The sequence below is a fragment of the Cellulophaga sp. 20_2_10 genome (assembly GCF_023476645.1).
Taxonomy (GTDB): domain Bacteria; phylum Bacteroidota; class Bacteroidia; order Flavobacteriales; family Flavobacteriaceae; genus Cellulophaga.
In genome coordinates this window covers 368,764-387,303 of the sequence record NZ_JAMCOJ010000004.1, presented here as the reverse complement: position 1 = coordinate 387,303, position 18,540 = coordinate 368,764, and the positions used below count along the sequence as shown (strand labels likewise).

The following is an 18,540-nucleotide window of genomic DNA, read 5'->3' as shown; positions in this document are numbered from 1 at the left end:
AAGATGAAATATATAATTGTAGGCTTAGGGAGTTTTGGCTCGTCTTTAGCTATAAAATTAACAGAACAAGGTAACGAGGTTATTGGTATAGATACCAATATGGGTCGTGTAGATATGTACAAAGAACGTATCTCTCATTGCATTTGTATGGATGCTACAGATGAGCATACTGTATCTGGTTTACCACTAAAAGATACAGATTTGGTTGTTGTTGCTATTGGCGAAAATAAAGGTGCCAATATTATGGCCACAGCTTTATTTAAAAATTTACAAGTAAAACGATTAATTAGTAGAGCAATAGACGCTTTACACGAAAAAGTTCTACACGCTATTGGTATTGATGAGATTGTACATCCTGAAGAAGAATCGGCTGAGAGATGGGCAAAAAAACTATGTTTAAAAGGGGTTTTAAACTCTTTTGAACTTAATGAAGATTTTAGTATTGTAGAGGCAAAATTACCTGCGAGATATGATGGTAAAACAATTAGGGAAATTAATATGAGAGAAAAGTATAATTTAATTGTTTTAACTACAATTTCTAACAAAGAGGTAAAAAGTATTGTAGGTAAAACTAGAAATATTACAAAAGTAAAAGGTATTGCTAACCCAGATAGTATATTAGACAAAGACGATATACTAGTTATTTATGGAGGAAATAAAGACATTAAAAAATTCTTATCCTAACTACTTTTTTATGCGTATCCCCGTGCCAAAATAAATGGTATTTTTTTTATCTACGGTAGATACCTTATCGTTGCTTTTATTTCTTAGTTCTGCGGACTCCATTAATACTCCAGAAAAATTACAGAAAAACTCTAAGTGCTTTTTTATCTTATATTCGTAGCGTAAACCTCCTAGAATAAGTGAAACATTAATTTTCTTAGCTAAATCTTCTTCATTATTAACGGGTAAACCTTCTTGTATATTAGCTGTAAAACCATCTAATTCTGTTACCAATTTTAATCTAGATTTTGGAGAAATATGGTATTGTAAATTAGACTTTGGAACTCCTAAATTATAAGACCACTTTGGATGAAACTTACGGTAATAACTTATAAACGGAAGCGGAAAAGAAATACCCCTGTTTTGCGAATAAGAAACCCCTACTATTAAACGGTAGGGCTTATCTATAGTTGTATCGTCTCGTTTATCATTAATAAATACTACATCACCTGCAAAAACAGCATCTTCAAAAGTAATTTTACTTCCTAAATTAGAACTAAAACCTGGTGTAAAACGCACTCCCAAACGCCAATCGTTTTTTAGTTTTTTTATATATGCCAGATTAAACTCTAGCATTTGAAAATCCTGAATAATATTTGTATCAAATTTTACTATATCAGAATCAAAAGACATTTCTATATTGCTATAATCTAACCCTACTAGTAAGTAGTTGCTGTTTTTAAGTTCTATGGGGTAATTGGCAGCTACACGAATACGACTGTAACCAAAATTAGAGCTTCCTCTTGGTAATAATTTATATTCTACTCTGGCAAAATCAGAAATCTGTGCAGACACGGTTACAAAACCCAATAACATTACAAACAACAGACTTTTATTCCTCATTCAAATTAATTAAATTACTACTAAGACCTATAAAACCTTGCAAAGTTATCAATAATAAATGATTAAATATGTCAGTATTTACAACTCATTACCTATTACAAGCAACATTTTAACAAATTTTATAACAATAAGCGGACAACTTTATACAGAACATAAAAAAACGAATCTTACATAAAGTAATTACCAAACATCACATGACAAGCAATAAAACCTATAACGGCTAAAATAATACCAATTAAGAATACGTGAAAAGAAGCTCTAAGCAATTTAAATTTTCTATCAATAGTTTTTCCTAAGTGATAGGTGTCCTTAGCAATAGCCTTATAAAGATCATCTCCCTTGTACATTAAACTAGTGAGTTCCTCTGTATATTGTTCCTCTTCCATTGTATTAAAATTTCCGTAGAATAATAAATTATTGGTGTTCTTATTTCCGTGCGTTAGTTCTGGTCTTGTTGCAAATACAGCATACCCAATAGAAATTAAGTTGGTAAATAACATAATACTTGCCGGAAATATAAGATGAGGATCTTTATCTAATTGGTTAAGTACAGTACCTAAAGTTATAGAAAGAATAAGCGCGTTGATAGAAATAAGAATATTCGATTTTCTATCTATCATTGTATTTAAGGTATACTGATTTTTAGATACCAAACGAAACAAGGTTTCTGCACCACGTTCTGAGCGTGGCTCTACTTTTAGCAGCTTCTTTTTAAGCTCTTTGAGTTTCTCTTTATCAATACCCAATTCCTTTCTTAATTGCTTATCAATTTCCTTGGCTTCTTCTTTTTCGTTTATCATATTATCTTATAAAGCTATCAATTGGTTTTCACTGAAATTAGGTATCTTAATATTAAAATGCTCATAAACTGCTTTAGGAATTCCTAAATCTGCTACATACACTTCTAATGTACTTGGCAATTTTTCCAATATCATTATAGGTGCTGCCAAAGTCATTACCTGGTCAGCTTTGAATCCTAAAAGCGTTCCATCTTTAGAAATACCAACAGGAATATCTAACGAAATTTTAAATGCCAATGAAGCGTTGGCTAATGCAATACTTTTTACAAAAGCATCTGACAGCGGTAATCGTTGAGAGAAACCTAAATAGGCATCTACCCAAATATCCGTTGTTTCTGGAGCACCTTCCTTAGCTCCAAATAATAAAGCTCTTTCTAACTGTGCTTTTGGCAGGTCTTTGGTAATAGGAACTACCAAATCTAAATTCACATTAAATCCCCAAGCGGCGAGTCTACGAGCAGCTACTAGTCCGCCACCGCCATTGTTTCCATTGCCAACTCCGATAGTAATAACAGAGGTCTCAGTTGCTTTTTTAACAATTAATCTTGCTAGCTGAAGCCCAGCATTTTCCATCATCAATTGAATGGACAAGTTGTATTTTTCAACCGCCCAATAATCCATCTCTTTAAAGGCTTCTAACGAAAGACTGGTTACCTGCATAGTTACTTTTTATAGGTATTAATAGCTTCCGTAAAGAACTGTATTGCTTGCGCTTCTTTAATTTTTGTAGCTAGCATCAAACTTAACAATAACCAAGTCTAAACCATTAACTAAGGCGTGTTCTGGTTATTTATTTTCTAGGTTATTTACTTGGGCAATTGCGATTGGTTTTTTCATAGAATGGGTGGTTTAAGTAGTTGTTCTTATCTTGATTAAATTACAAAAAGAATATAATATTGGACGAATAAATGATATAAGCCTTTCAATACGTTAAAAAACAAGTCTTGTATAAACAGTAAAAGCATCACTTACGCAATGCTTTTAGTATGGGGTAACCATTAAAAAAAATCTTATTTAGCTCTTAAAATATACAACTTAACACAATTCTCTATCCTTTTCATATTCCTTTACAACGCTCGTGAAAAATTGTATTGCTTTGTCTTTTTTAGCTTTTTTTACGGGTAACACAGCTCCTTTAAAACCATTGTTTTTCCACTCACCCTCAGTAAGCATCTCTAAACTATTTGTTTCTATACTTTTGCCATCTTTATATCCGCTTATATAAAAATAATGTTCGTTAACCACTTCATCTGGTATAGCCATTCCTAACCCTAAATCTAACTCACTATTTAAACTAGCAAAAGCGCCAGTGTCAAAATGGTGTGGCCAAACCCGAACCTCCGACTTTAAATTTAACTCTCTCAGTGTCTCTAGTATCGTAGATTGTGCTACTGTTCTTAGAGAAGCTAATTCGCTTAATTCTGATATATTTAATTCGTATGTAAAAGAATCATCTATAACATTAGGCAAGGCATAATGAAATTGATATTTATATTCTTTACCTAAGAAAATCTTAGCGGAATTATGCAACCACTCTAATGCTTGTACATGTGTTTTATTTTCTAGAAAAAAAGAAGCGCTAAATTTTGAAGAACTCCAATCTAAAGAAAACGTATTATAATTTAAACAAAGTATGTCTCCGTTTATTGATAATGGGTGTGTTTCTAATTGTTGATTTCTTACTGAAAAACCAAGATTAGTATGGCTATCATCTGCCTTTTTCTCGATAAAACTTATTCCTGCAGCAGCTAAATATTGTGCTGCAAAATGCATTATTTCTGTCATTTTTTATAGTTTTAGGCATTAACAAGCAAAGAGATAAACGCTATTGCATTGCAGGTTTCAAAAAACCTATCGCTCTATAATTCAATAAATTATACTCTTTTAAAGATAGTCAATTTAATTTTCAACCTCAACTATACTCGTATTACATTTCTGCCAACACTATTTATTTAATAGTTCTTTTGCTACAATTGCTTTGGTATAATTAGCTTTTATAGTAGGGTGACTGTTAAAAAACTTTTTACTGTTTTTACGCTTTAAAGTGACTTCTACATTGCCATTTGAGTTTGTAGTAACAGCTGTAACTACAACGGTTAAATTTTTTAAACTTTTATAGTTTGCCAATCCTCCACTTTTTATAATAAAGTTTTTTCTTGGTAAGACTAAATGTTGATAGTTTGCTTCGGAAGCTGCTCCTATTTTAAGTTCTGTACCTACTTTAATTTCAGAATTTAAAGGTGCTGTATTTGCGTGCAAAACAACTGCCAAACACATACTCATTACTAGTGATATAATTTTTTTCATCTTTCTATAATTTAGCTTTCAAAATAATAAATTATACGCCAAAAGGCTACCATTTTATATTTACTTTAACATAAATAAAGCACCGAAATTCGGTGCTTTATTAAAGGTTTGGGGGAAACTATACGTATTTTTATTTCGCAACAATTATAAAGTCAGACCTTCTATTTAATAAATGTTCCTGTTCAGAACATTTAACACCGTTGCTACATTTGTTTTTAAGTTTTAATTCACCAAAACCGTTGGCGCTTTCTATACGATCTATATCAACGCCTTTAGAAATTAAATATCTTCTGGTAGATTTTGCCCTATCGTCAGACAATTCTAAATTATAAGCATCTTTACCTCTAGAATCTGTGTGCGATTCTATTTTTATTTTAGTATCAGGGAACTCTCTTAATACAAAAAGTACTTTTTCTAGTTCTATCTCTGCTCTTGGTGTAATGTTAGATTTATCGTAATCAAAATAAATAGGTTCTACATTTATCTTTTCTACATTATCTTCTTTAACTATTAAACTTTCAAAAGGAGTTAAATACACCTTATTATTAAATGATGGCTCCTCAGGATTTTCTTTAGTTGTGATAGCAACCGTTTTTTTAGAGTACTTGTCTTTTGCAAAAACTATTTTACTGGTCTGGTTACACGGTAAAATAAAGTTATAATAGCCATTTGCATCTGTCTTACTATTTTGTATTAGTGTATCATCTTCATCATAAATAGCAACAGTAACTCGCTCTAAAGGCTCATTGGTAAGTTTATTATATACATTACCAGAATACTCTAAACAATTAACAGGTTTAGCCCCTTCAAAATGATAAATATCATCATCTCCCATACCTCCGTAGCGGTTAGATGCTATGTAACCACTTGTAGATGCCATTTCTCTGATAAACGAAAAATCATCCATATTACTATTTAAAGGTTCCCCCATATTTAGCGGCAATGAGTATTCTCCTTTAGGTAAAATTTTAGAAGCAAAAATATCTAAACCACCTAAACCATAATGTCCATCTGATGAAAAGTAAAGTTCTTCTTTAGCTACAAAAGGAAACATTTCTCTACCTCTAGTATTTATTGTAGGCCCTAAATTCTCTGGCTTAGCAACCACATCTCCAGAAGCAGATAATTCTACTACATAAAGGTCACTATCTCCATAACCACCATCCATATTAGAGGTAAAGTATAAAGATTTACCATCTGCGCTTAATGCAGGGTGACCACAAGAATAATTTTTACTATTAAAGCTTAAAGACATTACATTTATAAGCTTATTATCTGCTATTGTCCCTTTTAATATTTGCATATTAGATAGGCCATCTGCATTGGCATTAAGTTTGTTTTTTTTGATAAAATTACGAGTAAAATATACTGTTCTTCCGTCATTAGAAATAGCAATTGTTGCATCATGAAAAGTAGATTCCATATTCTCTAAAAACTTTTCTGGAACAAAATCTTCTTGCTTAGGATTTGTAAAATACAAGTCTAAATACGGTTGCTTGTTCCAAGGATATAATTTGCTAGACTTAGCGGTATCTCTTGCTGATGCAAATACCAAACCTCTAGAATACATGGCAGGTGCAAAGTCTGACTTTTGACTATTAAAAGGCATATTTTTGATAGTGTATTTTGGTTTTGTCTTAGAAAGACTATCTAAATATGCCTTTTGCAACATAATCATTTTTAGCTTTGTTGGGTTGGTGTAGTATTCTTTTAAAAGCTCATCTGCTTTTTCTACTTGCATGCTAGCTTTTAAGCTTTGCACCAATTTTATTAGGTTACTCTCTCCTATTTGCTTTCCTTTTATCCCATACAACTTACTGTACCATTGTTCTGCATTTTGGTAATCGTTTATATTAAAATAACTATCTGCTAAATGCTGAATAACGTCTAACGATGGTTTCTTTTTTTCTGATGTTATACTTGTGTAAACCTTAATAGCTTCACTAAACTTAAAATCATCAAAGAAATCGTTTGCTCTCTCTTCTTTACTTTGTGCTACAGATAATGAAGCAAAAAGTATACTTAAAATGAATAAACTTTTTTTCATATCTATATTTTTAAAAGAATCTAGGTGATAGTGCTCTCTTCTTAGAGTTAAAAACACTGTATTTTAAAATAATCTCATGAGAACCGTTATTGTAGTCCCCTAAATCTGTTAAAGAATAATCGTAAGCATAGCCCAAAAACAACTCTTTGGTGATATGAAAACCCGCTAAAGCACTAACCGCATCATCATAACGATACGCTGCTCCTAAACTAAACTTTTCATTTATTAAAAAATTTCCAGAAACATCTACTGTTACAGGTGCACCAGATACGTGTTTAGTTAATATAGATGGTTTAAATTTTAAGTTTCTAGACAAATCAAAAACATAACCTGCCATAGCGTAATATTGACTTTTACGGTCTGTTACTATATCATCCTTATCATTATAGATTTCAGAATTAAAAAGGTTTTGTGTAGATAAACCTGCATACCATTTTGTACCATACATAAAAGCACCTATTCCTAAAACAGGACGTACGTCTTTATTATTCTGGTTAAAAATTGGATCTAAATTATTTGAATAACTACCTTTGGACCAATCTATATTTAAAATATCTAAACCGGCATTTAAACCTAAAGATAGTTTTGTTGTGTAACCTAAAGGAAGTTCGTAAGCAAAATTAGCATTAACTACTATGTTGTTAGACGCTCCTAGCTTATCATTAATTGCACTTAAGCCCACTCCTATTCTTTCTTTTAATTTTCCTTGTATAGAAAAAGACTGACTCGTTGGTGCGCCATCTAAACCAACCCATTGTGACCGGTGTAGTACTGTTGCTTCTAGATTGCCTCCTGTTCCTGTATACCCAGAGTTTAATGACATTGTGTTGTACATATATTGTGTATACTGTGGGGCTTGCTGTGCATTGGCAATACTTATACTACATAGTATAACTACTAGCACTAAATGCTTTATATTTTTGGTTAAGTTCATTTTGATATTAATTTGGGGTTGTCGTCTTGGTTAGGTTTATCTTGCTAATTGTATCCAGCCTTTTAAAGTTCGGTTTAGCTCTGGAATTGCAAGCGTATAATAATAGGTTCCTGAAGGTAAATGGCTTCCTTTGCTTAAAACACCATTTACATTTGCAACACCATTCCAATTGTTCTTATAATTAACAGTTTCAAAAACTCTGTTTCCGTTTCTGTTAAATATTTTTAATGTATTAGATGCGTAATCTTCAATACATTTAACTTCAAAAAAGTCGTTGTAACCATCATTATTTGGAGTAAACTCGTTGTAGACAAACAAACAAAATTCTTCACCTAAAACTTCTCCACAAGAAATTACGGCAACCTCTAATGTGTTTTCTGTAGATGTGCAACCAGCTACATTATCATAAGAAACAACAACCGAAGTATTTTGCAGATCGTCCCAAGTAACAGTAATAAAACTATCTGTACTTGTACCGCCTTCTGTAATTGTACCACCAGTAACTGTCCATACATAATTTTGTTTACCAGCTTCCGTTGTGTACATATAAGAATCTTCTAAACAAGCATCTTCAAAAATACCCGTGATAGTTGCTACTTCTTGCGCTTCTACCAAAACAGTAACGGCTAATCTTGTTGTACTCTCACAACCGTTTTCTGTATTAGCAACATAGTAAGTTGTACCATCTACTAAAGCTGTAGCAGGGTCTAACATAGTACCGTCTGCAGCACTATCGTAGAAAACAACACTAGATTCGTTTACTTGTATGTCTGCTACAACCGGGTTATTAGCGACACAGAAAATCTGCGTTTCATTTATTGTAGTTGGTGCTGGTGTATTTAAAATTGTAACGGTTATTGCTACACGTGGTAAAACCGATAAAGGAACATTTAATAGACCTACGTAATATGTACCTCCGTCTACTAAGGGAGCATTAACATCTAATTCTGCGCTTCCTAAAAGACTATCAAAAAACAATACATTGTTTCCGTTTACATCTAAATCTAGTAGTGTTATATCATCAGAAGAACAAAAAACCTGATTTAAATTATCTAATATAAAATCTGGAATTACAACCGTAATATCATCTGTACTCGTACAAAGTCCGCCTGAAATAAAAGCTTCTAAAATATTATCTATGTCCGATAAAAGGTTAACACCATCTACAGCTACGCTAAAATCTAAATTAGCATCTAGTATACCCGTATACGTTTCACCATTTATAGCCAATGTAATTTCATCCCCAACTGAAGCATCACCTGTTACGGAACCCGTTACATTTGTTGCAGGGTTTCCTTGAAAAATACTAATTAAGCTAGGCAAGTTAATAACAGAATCTAAAGTAACACTGACTGCATCTGTAGAGTCTACAATAGTTACAGGTACAGCTTTTACATCTCCAGCTCCGTTTGTACAACCAGCAGCAGTGTCTGTAGCACCTACATAAAATGTATAAGGACTATTAACCTCTGTTAAACCATTAACAGTTAGTACACCGTTAGCATCTATATTATATGTTGCTCCGTTTAAAACCATACCATCTGTAATAGGCATAGTTTCGCCAGCATCTAAAAACCAATTAAAAGTTAAGTTAGTAGCACTAGAAGGAACTAAAACAACATTATTTTGTGAACAAATAGGATTCTCGTTACCTACTATTGTTATATCTGTTGCTGTTGGTATTGCTGCAACTGTTACAGGAACTTCTACTCTAGGCGATTCTTCTGTACAACCAATATGTGCAGCTGCAACATAATAAGTTTGATCTGCATTTAAAATGGGTGTAGTATAAGGGTCTCCGGAATTTACTGTTGCTAATAAATTACCTCCTGTTTCAGCATCGTACCAACGAAGCTCTATTGCAGTACCATTAGACTCTGCAACCAAATCTACTGTAGAACCACTACATATATTTACATCTGTAGATGACGCAGCAAGCTCTGGCTGTTCTGGAGCTCTAAAAATATCATAAATACGTAATTGCTGACCAACTGCTACGTTTAATAACGATTCTAAATTTACAGTAACTCGGTCTACAGGACCTCCTGGATTAAAAGCGACAATTGCCTTATCTCCGTTTTCTAATAGACCTAATAAATCTACATTTAATAAACTAGATAAATCTCCAGAGAAAACATTTTCTACGCCATTTCTAGCGCTTACATCTACATTATTAAGTAAACCTACATTTATTAATGAAGGATCTGCTCCTAAAATAATGTAAACATTATCATTGGGATCTGAATCTGTATCGTAATATACTGTTTGTTGCATATTAGCAGCAACGCCAATAATACCTAATCCTAATTCGGAATATGTAGTTGGGTCACCATCTATTGCAAAGTGTGGATCTTTTACCCCTGCACCTCCTAGGTCTAATAAATCTAGAGAAACACCATTACCGCTAAAAGAAGTGTAACTTGGTAAGCCACAAGCACCAGGGCCTGTAGTATAATACGTTTCGTAAACACCTAGTTCTCTAGTGTTGCCTAAGCCTATTAAAGACCCCATTCTATTCTCTATTCGTATTCTATTGTATTCTTGTTCTGGGGTTACTGCTAAAAAATAATCGTTATTCTTATCTGTTACTACTCGTACATCATCTGCAGAGAAACCGTTTACAGCACTAGATTGTTTTTCTAAAACGGTAACAGCATCATTTTGTGCTAGTATAGAAAATTCTTGATTTCCCAGAAGTAGAATACCTGTAATATCCGATAACAAACCACCTAAACTACCACCTAATAAACTAGGTAATAGATCATCTTCTGTCTCAATTTTGGTAAAACTAGTGGTGTTCGCCGGTAAATTTGTTGGATATTCTAGTTCTAAGTGACCTGTGTAAGCTCCTATACCTGCAAGAACACCTGAACCGGCATTAATGTCTGCTTTGGTGAGCATATCAGCATCAACTGCATTAGTTGCGTTATCTACTCTACTCTGATTTGCTACTACGGTTGCATAGGTTTTTGTCTGAGCTTTTAAATTTGTGGCAAATGTGAGGACTATTGCTACAAAAATGACTTTAATTTTTTGGGGTAAAATTAGTTCCATTTAATAAGATTTTGGTTAAGTAATAATATTTGGTACCATTATAACGCAACCTTATCTATCTGTATTTTCCACTTATTGCATTTACTCGATGAAATACACCCCATTTCGACGAAATACACCTAATTTTAAGACTTTGCCGATAATTTAGCTATTTAAAACTTTTACTAATAATAACGCAATGAACTAAAAATTAATTATTTGTATATTTTTGTAACAAAAAAAGCACTTTTAAAACAATTACTATTGTCTTAAAAGTGCTCTAAAAAAGATAGATTTTAACCTAAAAATATCTTATTTAAAATATAACTGTGTAAAGTATAATTTACCGTTTTCGTCTGCTTTAATGTTTATAGCTGTATATGTAAAATCGCCTTCCATTACTTTTTTGTGAGTTGGACTATTTATCCAAGCCTTAACAACACCGTTTGCTGTTCTAAAATCTTTAGCTAAGTTTTCTGATACAAAATCTGCATTTGCCTCTACAGCTAAATTAGATGCACGTAAGTTAAAGTTATCGTGGCTAATTTTTCCTTCCTCAATCATATAATCATTATGCTCAGCTGCAAAGTTGTATGCTACTTTACCATATTCCAAAGTATTTAACCCTTGAGATGTTCTATACTCGTTTACCAACTCTATAACTTCTTTTTCTAAATCACTAGAAGTATTAACCTGTGCATATATTGCATCTTCTTGCTCAATACTCTCTGTAGTACAAGAAGTCATTGTAATAAATAAAGCTAACAATCCTAAGGTTAAAAAATTAAATTTTGACATCGTAAAAAACATTTGTGGGTTAAATCTGGGACAAAGTTACCACGGATAAAAAGCTAAATATTCAAGAATCAATTGAATGGATACTTTTGAACGGTGAACTGCAGAAAAGTGTCTTTAAAGCTTCTACGAAAAAAATGTTCAAAATTTTTCAACCTAAAAATGTGCCGATTAACTGGGGCTAACAGCACTTTTATCATTCTATAAAAATTAAAACACACTTAAATAACCATCTATCTTATAAAAAAGAAGAATACATTTTTATACTTTATAGTAATTCTATACTTTTAGATCTGAACTCAACTACAACTCAAAATGAAAAAAATAGCGTTCCTAAAAGTCGTTACCGTTTTAGCTATATTTAGTTTTACAACACAAATAAAATCTCAAGATTTAAAGATTGCAGTTGATACTACTGTAGTTACCAACCACGCTGCTACAATAAACAATACAAAACTTACCTATTCCGCCACTACTGGTACACAACCGGTATGGGATAAAGAAGATAATGTGGTTGCTACGTTGTTTTATACCTATTATAAAAGAACAAATGTTAGTAAAGGAGAAGAACGCCCTTTGGTAGTTTCTTTTAATGGTGGTCCTGGTTCTGCATCTGTTTGGATGCACATTGCATATACTGGACCTAAAATTTTAAATATTGATGACGAAGGTTATCCCGTACAACCTTATGGTATTAAAGACAATCCGTATTCTATTTTAGACGTAGCAGATATTGTTTACGTTAACCCGGTTAATACAGGTTACTCTAGAATGGTTACTCAAAAAGACGGAAAAATGCCAGACCGCAAACAGTTTTTTGGTATTAACGCAGATGTAAAATACTTAGCTGCTTGGGTAAATACATTTGTTACACGTAACAATAGGTGGCAATCTCCTAAATATATTATTGGTGAGAGTTATGGTGGTACTCGTGTATCTGGTTTAGCGCTAGAACTACAAGAGTCTCAATGGATGTATTTAAATGGTGTTATTATGGTATCACCAGCAGATTATAAGATATACAACGCAGACGGACCTTTATCTTCTGGTATAAACCTACCTTATTTTGCTGCTGCAGCTTGGCACCACAAAATGCTACCTGCCGCTTTACAACAAAAAGACTTACTAGAGGTATTACCAGAGGTAGAACAATATACCATAGACAAGCTTATGCCTGCCATAGCTAGAGGCGGATTTATAACTGATACAGAAAAACAAGAAGTTGCAGAAAAAATGGCGTACTACTCTGGTATGTCTAAAAAAGCGATTTTAGACCATAACTTAATGGTACCAACGTCTTTTTTCTGGAAAGATTTGCTACGTGATAAAAGCGGACATACTATTGGACGTTTAGACTCTAGGTATTTAGGGATAGATAAAATGGCTGCTGGCACAAAGCCCGACTATAATGCAGAAATTACCTCTTGGTTACACTCTTTTACCCCTGCAATTAACTTTTACCTTAGAGAACACTTAAACTTTAAAACAGACCTTAAATACAATATGTTTGGTAATGTACACCCTTGGGATAATAGTAATAATAATGTTAGAGAAGGTTTGCGCAAAGCAATGGCAGAAAACCCATACCTAAAAGTACTGTACCAAACTGGGTATTATGATGGTGCTACAACCTACTTTACTTCTAAATATAGTATGTGGCAAACAGACCCAAGCGGAAAACTAAAAGACCGGTTTACTTTTAAAGGCTACAGAAGCGGACATATGATGTACTTGCGTAAAGAAGATTTAAAATCTGCGAACCAAGACATAAGAGCTTTTATTAAAAACAGTGCTGCTAATGGTAAAGCTGCTAAGTATTAGAGATAGGTTTTATGTTTAATTTAAAAAATAAGTTAAAAAAAAGTGACAACTATCAATTAATTGATAGCTATTTATTTGTTTTTAAAAAGAATAATAAAGATGTTTCTATTTATAATTTTGAAGATATTTCTGAATATAAAGTGATAAAAGAAATTGAAAATGAGAAAATGATTAGCTTTAATGAGTGCTTTTTATCTGATAACTTAAAAGGTTTTACAAAAGAATCTTTTGAACCTATTTCATTTTCAAATCATCTAAATTATGTAATTCATAATGAAAAAGTAGTAATTACAAAAATAGTCAACTCTAATTTTCAAGTAACATATTATATCTCTCACTTACCTAAGTTTAATAATCAAAAAGAGATAGATTTAAAAGGGTATCCTATTCATTCCTATAAAGATTTTTTTATCCTTTATGAAAAAGAAATATGTTTATATAATTATATAGATGATAAAATTTTATGGTCTATAGATGTTACTAAGATTGGAGACTTAAATACCACTGTAATAAAAACTATTATTAAAGATCAACTTCTATTAATTTTAAAAGGCACATCTGTTATATGCTTAAATATTGAAACTGGTACAGTAGTTTGGTCTTTTAATAGTGAGATAGCAAAGCAAATGGGAGTTATTTCTGGCGAATATTTATACACAGCATCTAACACAAGTCTTACTAAAATAGCTATTGCATCTGGTGACGTTGAGTATGCCATAAGATTTCAAGAAGAATATCAGCTAGAAAAATTAATAACGCTTTATGGCATAGAAGAATTAACCTTATTTAAAAATGAGCTATGGGCTTATACTAAATTTGGAACTTTATCCCTAGTATGTATAGATAAAGAAACTGCTTATTTTAAAAAAGTTATTACTTTAGAAAGTTTAGGCATTAAAACTGGTCTATTTTCTTTTCAGTTTTATAAAGACAAGCTTTTTATTCACGATTATGATTATACGCTACACATTTTTGAAAAAGAAGAGACTGATTAATTTAGTTAGATGCGTTCAAAGGCACAAGCAAGATGCTAGCGCTAGCAGAAGAAACTAATTTACTATAATTAAATAAAAAAATAACTCTTAAAAATTATCAGTATCAGCGTACTAGCACCAAAAGCCCAACCATTGTTAATAAGTAGTGTCGGCTAGTAAAGCAAAAAAGGGATAATCGTTCTATTTTTGCGAACTATCTGTAAAAACACATATGCGATATTTAGAAATTGGCGATAAGCTTTTTAATGTAAAACGAGATGGTTTTAACGACTTTGCACGTTACTCTTTCTCCGAGGTTATTTCACTTACCAAAACCTTAGCTGTTTTAAAAAACGGTGTTAGATTGGTAAATCAGCCTCGTAAATCTTACATTATTAGTGATGTTGGTTATCCGGTTTCTAAAAACAAAGGAGCACATTGGCATATTGTAACTATAGAAGCCATTAGAGATGCACAGGTAGAGAATGCTAAAATTGAAGCCCACGATTGGTTCCAAGAAAAAGAATTCTCTTTAAAAGAAATTATTTTTATCCACAGAAAATTTAAAGAACTAGAAAAGCATTTAGAATAATCTAAATGCTTTTTTTATGTAAAAGAGTATGTAAGTGTTAAATATTACGGCTAATCATTGTGCTCAAAAACTATTGTTTAATTTTGATAGTACTATGATTCAGGAATTAAAAAACAGCTACGGAACTCTATTTGAAGAAGAATTGCTTCAAGAAATTATAGCGTCAGCAACTTATAAAGAAGTTCCAGAAGGGTTTCAACTTATAGAAATCGGAGATTACGTAAAATCTATGCCATTATTGGTTTCTGGTGCCATAAAAATTTTACGGGAAGATTCAGATGGCGATGAGCTCCTTCTCTACTATCTAGAAAAAGGAGAAACTTGTACTATGACAATGGCGTGTTGTATGGGACAAAAGAAAAGTGAAATTAGGGCCATAGCAGAGACAGATGCTAAGTTAATAATGATTCCTATAGAAAAAATGGAAATCTGGACCGCCAAATATAAATCTTGGAGAGATTTTGTTTTTGAAAGTTACCATAACCGCATTAACGAATTATTGCTAACTGTAGACAGTGTTGCTTTTCTAAATATGGATGAACGCTTACTTAATTACTTAAAAGAGAAAGTGCGAGTAACTAATACTTCTATATTAAAAAATACGCATCAAGAAATTGCCTATGACCTACATAGTTCTAGAGTGGTAATATCTAGACTATTAAAAAAATTAGAAAAGCTAGGAAGCATAGAATTACATAGAAATTATATTAAAATACTAGACTTAAACAAAGTGTAACCTAAGTTACTGTACATTACTATAGTGTAACTTAATTTTGTAGTAGTAATACTAAACTACAACGTTATGATTATAGAACAAATATATACAGGTTGCCTTGCACAAGGCGCATACTACATAGAAAGTAATGGCGAAGCTGCTATTATAGATCCTTTAAGAGAAACTTCACCTTATATTTCTAGAGCAAAAGAAAATAATGCGACTATAAAATATATTTTTGAAACTCATTTTCACGCAGATTTTGTTAGTGGTCACGTAACTTTGGCTAAACAGACCAATGCTCCTATTGTTTTTGGGCCAAATGCAAATCCTACTTTTAAAGCTATTATTGCTAAAGATAATCAGGAATTTAAATTAGGAAATATAACAATAATAGCACTACATACTCCAGGGCATACTATGGAAAGTACCACATATCTTTTAAGAGATAAGGATGGTAAAGATCACGCTATTTTTAGTGGTGATACACTATTTTTAGGAGATGTTGGCAGACCAGATTTAGCACAAAAGGCAGGAGAAATTACAGCGCAAGACTTAGCGGGTTATTTGTATAATAGCTTGCGTACTAAAATTATGCCTCTAGCAGATTCCGTTATGGTATATCCTGCACACGGAGCTGGTTCTGCTTGTGGTAAAAACCTAAGCAAAGAAACTGTAGATACACTTGGCAACCAAAAGAAAACAAACTACGCCCTACGTGCTAATATGACTAAGGAAGAGTTTATAAAAGAAGTTACCGATGGCTTATTACCACCACCACAATATTTTCCTTTAAATGTAAAAATGAACAGAGAAGGTTATGATGATATTGCTGATGTTTTAAAACGAGGAACAATAGCGTTAGATCCGGATACGATTGAAGGATTAGCAAATACAACTGGTGCCGTAATTTTAGATGTTAGGCATCAAGACGACTTTGCAAAAGGGCACATTCCTAGATCTATATTTATTGGTATAGATGGTAGTTTTGCTCCTTGGGTTGGTGCATTAATTGCAGATGTTAAACAACCAATTATACTTGTAACTCCAGAAGGTAGAGAAGAAGAAACAGTAACTAGATTATCTAGGGTTGGGTTTGATAATACTTTGGGTGTTTTAAAAGGTGGTTTTTCTGCTTGGAAAAAAGCAGCTAAGGATTATGATACCGTTAGTACCACAACAGTTAAAGATTTAAAGACTGCACTAGATAGTAATATAAAAGTTTTTGATGTTAGAAAAGAAAGCGAATACTTGTCTGAACATATGATAGGAGCTATTAATACTCCCCTAGATTATATTAACAACTACATAACCCAATATCCTACAAATAAAAACTTTTATGTGCATTGCGCTAGTGGCTATAGAAGTATGATTGCTGTATCTATTTTAAAAAGTCGAGGAATACATAATTTAATTAATATAAATGGTGGCTTTGTTGCCATAAAAGAAGGTGGTATACCCGTAAGCAATTATGTTTGTCCGTCTACATTGTAAAAATTAGTTTATAAAAAGGGGTGTTCCTAAAAAACACTCCTTTTTTTAAAGGATAAAACCATTAAACTTTTATCTAAAACGATACTGTTTCGGTATCTTTGTTAACCATCCTATTCTTAAATATTGTGCTATGGAAGATATGCTCTTTTATGACAGAATGCAGTTTGCATTTACAATTACATTTCATTATTTGTTTCCGCAATTAACAATGGGCTTGTCCTTATTAATTGTTTACTTTAAATGGAAATTTTTAAGAACTAAGGTAGATACTTACAATGATGCGGCTAAGTTCTGGATGAAAATCTTTGCTTTAAACTTTGCTATGGGTGTTGTTACTGGTATTCCTATGGAGTTTCAGTTTGGTACCAATTGGGCTAAATTTTCTGAGCTCACAGGAGGCATTATTGGTCAGACTTTAGCCATGGAAGGTATGTTCTCTTTCTTTTTGGAGTCGTCCTTTTTAGGCTTGTTTTTATTTGGAGAAAAACTACTTGGTCACAAACTCCATTTTTTAACTGGGTTCTTAGTCTTTTTGGGCTCTTGGGCAAGTGGTTATTTAATTATAGCCACACACTCTTGGATGCAACACCCAGTTGGTTATGAAATTCTAGAAAACGGAAAATTTGTTCTTACCAATTTTGGTGCACTTTTTAGCAACCCTTGGCTTCTACCCTCTTATTTTCACAATCAGGCTGCCTCTCTAGTTACGGCATCTTTTGTTGTTGCTGCCATTGGTGCATTTTACATCTTAAATAACAAACACAGTAATTTTGGAAAGTTATTTTTAAAAACTGGCGTTATTTTTGGCTTTTTTGCCAGTGTTATTGTTGCTGTTCCTACCGGAGATTTAGTTGCTAAAAACGTGGTTAAATACCAACCTGCCACTTTTGCTGCTATGGAAGGTATTTTTAAAACTGAAGATGGAGGATCAGAAATAGTACTTATTGGTCAGCCTAACATATTAGAACAAAAATTAGACAATAAAATTGCCGTTCCTAATATCCTTAGTTTTTTAACGTACCAAGATTGGAATGCAGAAATTAAAGGTCTTAACGAGTTTGATAAAAGTGTACACCCTACCAACATCCCTGGTTTATATTATGCGTACCATATTATGGTTGGTTTAGGAACAATTTTTATAGGGTTACTTCTTTTTGCTGTTGTTCAATTATTCAGAAAAAAACTATATACTACAAAATGGATTTTATGGTCGTTGCTCTTTATGCTTCCTTTTCCGTACATAGCAAACACTATGGGTTGGTATACTGCAGAATTAGGGAGACAACCTTGGTTAGTCTATAATTTACTGCGCACAGCAGAAGGTGCGTCACCAACAGTATCATCTGGCAATACTTTGTTTACATTACTAGGTTTTATAGGTCTGTATCTTTTATTAGGCTTGTTATTTTTAATGTTAGCAGGTAAAATAATTAACAAAGGACCAGAACTTAAAAATCACTAA

Annotated in this window: 16 protein-coding genes; 7 read left to right on the top strand and 9 right to left on the bottom strand. The window is 32.5% G+C overall.

Translation table 11 applies throughout. From position 1 onward, the window contains the following. Positions 1 to 3 precede the first annotated feature (3 nt). On the top strand, positions 4 to 684 hold the full coding sequence (locus M4I21_RS10380; protein WP_249559081.1) for a potassium channel family protein: 681 nt from the start codon (positions 4 to 6) through the stop codon (positions 682 to 684). Here M4I21_RS10380 and M4I21_RS10375 read toward each other — a convergent pair whose 3' ends face one another. The 9 genes from M4I21_RS10375 to M4I21_RS10335 all read right to left on the bottom strand — a co-directional run bounded on the left by M4I21_RS10375 (position 685) and on the right by M4I21_RS10335 (position 11,485). Continuing rightward, positions 685 to 1,566 (bottom strand): DUF6268 family outer membrane beta-barrel protein, encoded by an 882-nt coding sequence (locus tag M4I21_RS10375; RefSeq protein WP_249559080.1) that lies wholly within the window; start codon positions 1,564 to 1,566, stop codon positions 685 to 687. 167 nt (positions 1,567 to 1,733) lie between these two features. Beyond that, entirely contained in the window at positions 1,734 to 2,366 is a 633-nt protein-coding gene (locus M4I21_RS10370) for a Pycsar system effector family protein (protein WP_249559079.1), read from the bottom strand. Positions 2,367 to 2,372: 6 nt separating this feature from the next. Continuing rightward, the gene (locus M4I21_RS10365; protein ID WP_249559077.1) at positions 2,373 to 3,026 is read right to left on the bottom strand and encodes an NAD(P)H-hydrate epimerase; all 654 of its coding nucleotides are present in this window, start codon (positions 3,024 to 3,026) and stop codon (positions 2,373 to 2,375) included. Between the two features lie 375 nt (positions 3,027 to 3,401). Continuing rightward, positions 3,402 to 4,151, bottom strand: a complete 750-nt coding sequence (locus M4I21_RS10360) for a hypothetical protein (RefSeq protein ID WP_249559076.1) — start codon at positions 4,149 to 4,151, stop codon at positions 3,402 to 3,404. Positions 4,152 to 4,310: 159 nt separating this feature from the next. Continuing rightward, positions 4,311 to 4,673 (bottom strand): hypothetical protein, encoded by a 363-nt coding sequence (locus M4I21_RS10355; RefSeq protein ID WP_249559074.1) that lies wholly within the window; start codon positions 4,671 to 4,673, stop codon positions 4,311 to 4,313. 130 nt (positions 4,674 to 4,803) lie between these two features. Continuing rightward, positions 4,804 to 6,720 (bottom strand): OmpA family protein, encoded by a 1,917-nt coding sequence (locus M4I21_RS10350; protein ID WP_249559073.1) that lies wholly within the window; start codon positions 6,718 to 6,720, stop codon positions 4,804 to 4,806. Between the two features lie 10 nt (positions 6,721 to 6,730). Continuing rightward, on the bottom strand, positions 6,731 to 7,654 hold the full coding sequence (locus tag M4I21_RS10345; protein ID WP_249559072.1) for a PorP/SprF family type IX secretion system membrane protein: 924 nt from the start codon (positions 7,652 to 7,654) through the stop codon (positions 6,731 to 6,733). Positions 7,655 to 7,690: 36 nt separating this feature from the next. After that, positions 7,691 to 10,708: an Ig-like domain-containing protein gene (locus M4I21_RS10340; RefSeq protein WP_249559071.1), complete on the bottom strand. Its 3,018-nt coding sequence runs from the start codon at positions 10,706 to 10,708 to the stop codon at positions 7,691 to 7,693. A 291-nt stretch (positions 10,709 to 10,999) separates the two neighbouring features. Further along, positions 11,000 to 11,485 (bottom strand): CAP domain-containing protein, encoded by a 486-nt coding sequence (locus tag M4I21_RS10335; protein ID WP_249559070.1) that lies wholly within the window; start codon positions 11,483 to 11,485, stop codon positions 11,000 to 11,002. A gap of 312 nt (positions 11,486 to 11,797) precedes the next feature. Here M4I21_RS10335 and M4I21_RS10330 point away from each other — a divergent pair, with 312 nt between their 5' ends. From M4I21_RS10330 to M4I21_RS10305, 6 genes are all read left to right on the top strand, one after another. Beyond that, positions 11,798 to 13,303: a S10 family peptidase gene (locus M4I21_RS10330; protein ID WP_249559069.1), complete on the top strand. Its 1,506-nt coding sequence runs from the start codon at positions 11,798 to 11,800 to the stop codon at positions 13,301 to 13,303. Positions 13,304 to 13,314: 11 nt separating this feature from the next. Next, positions 13,315 to 14,298, top strand: coding sequence for a hypothetical protein (locus tag M4I21_RS10325; RefSeq protein ID WP_249559068.1), 984 nt, complete (start codon positions 13,315 to 13,317; stop codon positions 14,296 to 14,298). Between the two features lie 211 nt (positions 14,299 to 14,509). After that, entirely contained in the window at positions 14,510 to 14,869 is a 360-nt protein-coding gene (locus tag M4I21_RS10320; protein WP_249559067.1) for a pyruvate kinase, read from the top strand. A 94-nt stretch (positions 14,870 to 14,963) separates the two neighbouring features. Further along, positions 14,964 to 15,605, top strand: coding sequence for a Crp/Fnr family transcriptional regulator (locus M4I21_RS10315; RefSeq protein WP_249559162.1), 642 nt, complete (start codon positions 14,964 to 14,966; stop codon positions 15,603 to 15,605). Between the two features lie 66 nt (positions 15,606 to 15,671). Further along, the gene (locus M4I21_RS10310) at positions 15,672 to 17,078 is read left to right on the top strand and encodes an MBL fold metallo-hydrolase (protein ID WP_249559066.1); all 1,407 of its coding nucleotides are present in this window, start codon (positions 15,672 to 15,674) and stop codon (positions 17,076 to 17,078) included. 130 nt (positions 17,079 to 17,208) lie between these two features. Then, complete coding sequence (locus tag M4I21_RS10305; RefSeq protein ID WP_249559065.1) at positions 17,209 to 18,540, top strand: cytochrome ubiquinol oxidase subunit I; 1,332 nt, start codon at positions 17,209 to 17,211, stop codon at positions 18,538 to 18,540.